Source organism: Candidatus Melainabacteria bacterium RIFOXYA2_FULL_32_9, assembly GCA_001784615.1.
Taxonomy (GTDB): Bacteria; Cyanobacteriota; Vampirovibrionia; order Gastranaerophilales; family UBA9579; genus UBA9579.
The window spans coordinates 1-6,167 of the sequence record MFRQ01000123.1 but is presented as its reverse complement, the minus strand read 5'-3'; the positions used below and the strand labels follow the sequence as shown (position 1 = coordinate 6,167).

Below are 6,167 nucleotides of genomic sequence, written 5' to 3'. Positions count from 1 at the left end.
TATAGCTAATAATGTGGCTTGAAAATAATCATATTTTTTATTTTTAGATTCATCAACAAACTTGTTAAACTCTTGTGTTTTAAATTTAGCTCTATGATCGTTAGTCAATTTACAAAGATACTTATCTCCCGGCCTTCTTATAAACTCACTGAATGATACTGACCTGACACCATATATAACTACAGATTCAATCATCGTATCAGAATTTATCAAGATTCCCACATGGTTAATACGCCATCCAGTAAATAATCTTGCAAAATGCCCGATAATCGTCTCTTCTGCAAAAGCAATAACATCCCCTGCCTCAAAAGCTATTTTTTCCTGCTGCATATTAGCTTTTTCCTGTTAAGGACAGCGGAAAAAATCATTAAAGATTTTGATGAAAAATCTTTTGTGATTTTTATAGGCTGCTTCCTGTGTTCAGCTATTAAACGAATAATAAAAAATTCTTACGCATTTTTTATTACGTCATTAATTGGTGTTAATTATTATATTAATCTATAGCTTAAAGTTATGCATACTCTTGTAAGGCAGATTTTCCAAGAGTATGTAGAGTATTTTTAAAAAAAATATTGAAACTATAAAAAATAATAATTGTACTAACAGGTAGAATTTAAAAATTCGATTACTTCTGATAATGGGACATATTGGTGATTCAAAGCATCGGCAACTGACTTGTAAACTACATTTCCGTTTATTATATTAACCCCTTTAGCAAGAGCCGTATTCTCCTTAATAGCATTAAGATATCCTTTATTAGCCAGTGCAAGTGCATAAGGCAAGGTAGCATTTGTAAGCGCAAAAGTTGAAGTTCTGGCTACTGCACCGGGCATATTAGCTACAGAATAGTGTATAACGCCGTATTTTTCATAAACAGGATTATCGTGAGTAGTAACTCTATCTATAGTCTCAATAGATCCACCCTGATCTATTGCTACATCAACAATTACCGCGCCTGATTTCATACTTTTAACCATATCTTCAGTCACAAGACGAGGTGCCCTTGCCCCAGGAATAAGAACTGCACCTATTAGCAAATCAGCATCTTTTATTTCTTCTCTTATGTTATAACCATTAGACATTAATGTTTTTATCCTTCCCTGATACAAGTCATCAAGGTAACGTAGTTTATCGAGATTAATATCTAAAATTGTCACATCTGCGCCATAAGCAACTGCAATTCTGGCGGCATTTGTACCAACAATACCTGCTCCAATTATTACTACCTTACCAGGTTTAGTTCCTGGTACTCCTCCAAGGAGAACACCTCTTCCACCGTAAGGTTTCTCAAGGAAATTTGCACCAACCTGAACGGCCATTCTTCCTGCGACTTCACTCATCGGGGTTAAGAGTGGTAAAGAACAATCTGCAAGTTGAATAGTTTCATAAGCTATTCCTATAACTTTTTTACTCAACAATGCATTTGTTAAAGCTGGTTCTGCTGCTAAATGCAGATATGTAAATAAAATCTGACCTTCTTTAAACAAGTCGTATTCAGCTGCAAGAGGCTCTTTTACTTTTATAATCATTTCTGCTTTTTCAAAAATTTCCTGTGGTGTATCAATAATTTGAGCACCTGAATAAATATAATCTTCATCCATAAAACCACTATCTATACCCGCATTTTTTTCTATAAGAACAGAGTGTCCATTCTTTTTAAAAGCTTCAACTCCCGCAGGAGTGGTAGCTACTCTATTTTCATTAGATTTTATTTCCTTGGGAACACCGATAATCATATTTTTGTAAATTCCTTTTTTATGCTTAACCATTTATATCATCATTTAAGCAAAATAAACTTTCAAGAAAATTAGTTTTTGGCATTTTTAAATTGTTAAAAAATACCAAAAACCTCATGCATATTAAGTAAAATATTATTCACATTTTTTTTCATAATTATCAAAACAAGCTGGATTTATTTCTATACAATCATCATCACCTATACGGATGCATTCATCGAGAAATTCTCCTGGATTACCAAACATAATTCTAAACAATAAAAATCTTTCACTTAGCATTTTACTAAGGCCTATTCCAATACAATCATATCGTTTTATAGTTTCATTAGCATTTTCGATGAATCCTGGCGGAATTCTAGGAATCTTACAATTTAAAGAACTGAGATTGCAATTAGTATCTACAATAAGAGTATTGGTATTATCAAGCAATGCATTTGTGACACTTACTGTCTGAGTCACTTCAGGAAGAGTCTCATTAACTTCCCAAATAGCCTTATTTGTATGGGTAACAGTTTCGCCAACTTCTAAAATATTTCTACTGGCTTGTTGTATATCTGTACTAGCTTGCTGAATATCCGTACTAGCTTGCTTGATATCTGTACTGACTTGAGGTAAACCTACACTAACCTCTTCTAATCCGGCTACAGTTCTCGTTAAAGTTTGAGGGGCAATAGCAATAATTTCCTGTAGTTCTTCACTTGCAATTAACTCATTTATATTTTCAACAGCGGCTTGAAGCTCTCTTCTTGTTTGGGGTCTTGATACATACCCTGTTATCAAACTCGATAAATAAGTTAAATTGCTTATAAGTTTACTTAACCGTCCTGCTTGTAGAGTTTGTACAAGATATTTATCCAATCTTTCAAATACAGATGTACCTGTGATAATATCTCCGTCAGATAAAAGCCGTGCTGATGGATTTTCTGGGTAAACTAAATCAAAATACCTATCCCCAAAAATATCTTGTGTTCTTAAGTACACTTTTGTATTTTCAGGAAGTCTCAGGCCCTTATAATATATATCAAGATAAAATAAGATATGTTTCTGATCTTCTGATAAAGTTATTTTTGAAACTTTACCTACTCTATATCCTCTATAATAAATATCAGTTTTCCCCCTAATTATTCCCTGTATTACAGGGGGGGTTTCTTTAAACTTAACAATTAAAGTCATTTGAACATTATTATTGGAAATATACAAAAAATACACTCCAATACCAATAGCAATAACTAAAGCAAATATTATTAGCCAGATTTTTCTCATTTTTATTAATTATTCCATTAAAATACATATACAAATAATCTAACAAGCTCAAATAGCCTGCTTAAATTAGACTAAAAAATTACTCTAATCAAAACTACCAATCAGGGTAAAATTCATAAAAAAAAGTATATTATACTATTTCTGCTTTAAGCCTCTATTAGTGTAAATTCCAGGTATAATCAGGGTTAATTTTAAATTTAGCAAAACCAAGAAAAATATATGCATATTAACTAAGCTTAAATCAATATATTGTATATATCGGCGATGAATAGCAGTTAATTTACGTGTAAAATTACCACTGTTATTTAATAACTAATTGAGGGAATGTGCTATGTTTGGAAGACACAAAAAGGTAAAAAGAGGTATTTTTACAGTTTTACTTCTGAGTGGGGCAAAGAATCTAACAAGGGCAGTATTAGTTGGTCTTTTGACAGGAGGATTATACAAAATTTTCTCTGCATCTAAAAAGGAAGCACCACATAAAGCAATGGGAAGTGGGGCTTATGGTGCAGTTGCCATAGCTAAAGCATTTAAAGGTGCTGATTTTCCATTATCAAAACAAGAGATTATGGAGAGATATGGCAAAAAAGAGGTTGAATATTATAGAGGACAACCAAAAAAAATTAGCGATTTATTGGCAAACATCCCAGATGAAACTTTTAATTCTACAGTTGATGTCGAGCACGCTTTTCGTGAATGTTCATAAAATATGTGAGAAAGTAATAAACTTAAAAGCCCTCTATTAGAGGGCTTTTAAGTTTATTAGAAAAATATTTAGTTATTAAATTCCCTACAAAGATCATATTATTAATTTGTAAATTCTTCATAAAAAATTGTATAATTAAGGTTTAAAGCACCATTTTAAGGACAAAATAATGATTTATGATTGCTTTATATTTTTTAATGAGCTGGATTTACTAGAACTACGCTTAAATGAGCTTGATTATATAGTTGATAAATTTGTTATTGTAGAAGCCACAAAAACTTTTACCAACAAGCCTAAACCTCTTGTATTTCAAGATAACAAAGAAAAGTTTTCTAAATTTTTAGATAAAATCGACTATTTAATCGTAGATGATTTTCCTGAATATAAAGACGATCCCTGGGAATACGAGTATTATCAGAGAAACAGCATAAAAAAAGCATTAAATAATTGCAGTCCTGATGATATTATAATGATTTCTGATATAGATGAAATTCCAAACCCTGAAACAGTCTTAAAAGTTAAGGATTTGCCTGGAATAAAATGCCTTGAGCAGAAGCATTATTACTTTTATGTAAATTACATAAATAAAAATCAAGTTAGTTGGCCAAAAGGTACGAGAATTGTATCTTATAAAGATCTTACTTTACCTGTTAATGAATATCGCTATTTAACAGATATACAAGTTGACAATGGAGGCTGGCATTTTAGCTATCTTGGTGGAGTAGATAAAGTTAAATTAAAGATAGATTCTTATTCTCATCAGGAATTTAACAATGAATACTTTAATAATACTGAAAAAATCCTGTCTGCATTGGAAGATGGAGTAGAATTATTTAATATTGAATGTGTGTATCAAGCTACTGACATAGACGATTCTTATCCTAAATATCTTCTCAATAACCTGGATAAATTCAAACATCTAATGAGAAATAAATCCGTGTTCACTGTAGAAGACAAGCTAAAATTAGCTTTAGACCTCCAAGAAATGCAAAAGTTTGAAGAGGCTAAAAACATTTATTTCGAAATTCTGGAAAAATATCCATACAATCATAAAGCAATGCATCAGCTTGGGCTTTTTGCAAATAAAATATGTGCGCCTGATGTTGCAATTGAATATATTGAAAAAGCTATAGAGTTAAAACCATTAAAAGAATATTACAAAGATCTTATTCATATACTGCTTGAAAATAATGCCAATGATACGGCAAAAGAATATTATCAAAAATTATTAGAATTAGATCCGGATGATATAGAAATTCAAAATGAATTCAAAGAAAAAATCAATTTAACCTTAAAACAATAACTATTCTAGAATTTTATCCTGCAAAATTATTTATTAAAGCCAAATAAAGCTACAATTAACATATAAGTTGATTCCTCTGCTAAAATTAACAAGGTTGATATCCAGATATTTAAATATTTGTAAAAAAAAGAAGAAATTATAACAATTAATTTTATCATTTTCCCTTAATAATAGTGGATTTATTATTGAAGGAATTTTAGATTATGATAAATGGTATTGGAAGTTATAAGGGGTTAGAAAACTATCAGAAACCAAATATTTTAAAAAATAAATCCCCTCAACACCTTTCATTTACAGGATATAAAGAAGTAAAGTCTTTTGATGTGCCATATAATCCTCTTCCGGGGAAGGAATATGCGCTCCATAACGGACAAAGAGTAATAATTATAAATAAGCCCGGTCCTACTAAATTACAAACATTTGTAAAAGCCGGTAGCGTTAACGAAGAGGAACGTATTAGAGGCGAAAGGCATTATATCGAACATGACCAATTTAACGGTTCTAAAAACCTTCCTGCAGGAATGTTTGATAATTTGGCTGAGGGATTAGGGGCATATATTAACGCTTACACAGCTTATGATAAAATAGCTTTTCACCTACAGGCAGCAATAGATTCTGAAAAAGATTTAGATGAACTTATAAGAATTCATGCAGATATGATTCAAGACCCTACTTATCCTGAAGAAACACATAAAAAAGAACAAGGTGTAGTTAAAGCAGAAATTCATAGATCTAAAGATGAAATTGAAAACAAGGCTTTTGACTTAATGCTTAATAATCTGATTGGGCTTAAAACTAAATCAGTAGGAATAATTTTAGGTGAAGAATCTAATATTGATAAAATAAGCAGAGAAGATGAATTTAATTACCATAAAACCTGGTTTAGACCCGATAATTTAGTTACAGTTATTACAGGCGATGTAGATCACAAAGAAGCTATTGAACTAATTGATAAGCACTTTGGAAAAAGAAAAGCAGATCCTACAGCAAAGGATAATGAATACTATACTCCCTTAAATCTAACTCAAAAACCCATAGTTGAAAAACTTGCGCACCCTGGTATCGAATCAGTTAAGCTATTTACAGGATTTATCGGACCCAAAAATGAAGATATAAAAGAATGTATCATTGCTGAAGCATTAATACAGGTGTTAACCGG

At 31.2% G+C, this 6,167-nt stretch carries 4 protein-coding genes and 2 pseudogenes; 3 read left to right on the top strand and 3 right to left on the bottom strand.

Translation table 11 applies throughout. The features are described 5' to 3' along the window. The 3 genes and pseudogenes from A2255_03370 to A2255_03360 form a co-directional block, all read right to left on the bottom strand. A pseudogene (locus A2255_03370) lies at positions 1–330 on the bottom strand (hypothetical protein). Between the two features lie 269 nt (positions 331–599). Then, complete coding sequence (locus A2255_03365) at positions 600–1,736, bottom strand: alanine dehydrogenase (protein OGI18082.1); 1,137 nt, start codon at positions 1,734–1,736, stop codon at positions 600–602. 135 nt (positions 1,737–1,871) lie between these two features. After that, positions 1,872–2,999, bottom strand: a complete 1,128-nt coding sequence (locus A2255_03360; protein OGI18081.1) for a hypothetical protein — start codon at positions 2,997–2,999, stop codon at positions 1,872–1,874. 331 nt (positions 3,000–3,330) lie between these two features. Between A2255_03360 and A2255_03355 the strand changes: the two genes are divergently transcribed. From A2255_03355 to A2255_03345, 3 genes and pseudogenes are all read left to right on the top strand, one after another. Next, positions 3,331–3,705, top strand: a complete 375-nt coding sequence (locus tag A2255_03355; protein OGI18080.1) for a hypothetical protein — start codon at positions 3,331–3,333, stop codon at positions 3,703–3,705. Positions 3,706–3,874: 169 nt separating this feature from the next. Continuing rightward, positions 3,875–5,008 carry a hypothetical protein gene (locus tag A2255_03350; protein OGI18079.1) on the top strand — a complete coding sequence of 378 codons (1,134 nt, stop codon included), beginning with the start codon at positions 3,875–3,877 and terminating at the stop codon, positions 5,006–5,008. Positions 5,009–5,211: 203 nt separating this feature from the next. Further along, positions 5,212–6,167 (top strand): annotated as a pseudogene (locus A2255_03345) (hypothetical protein).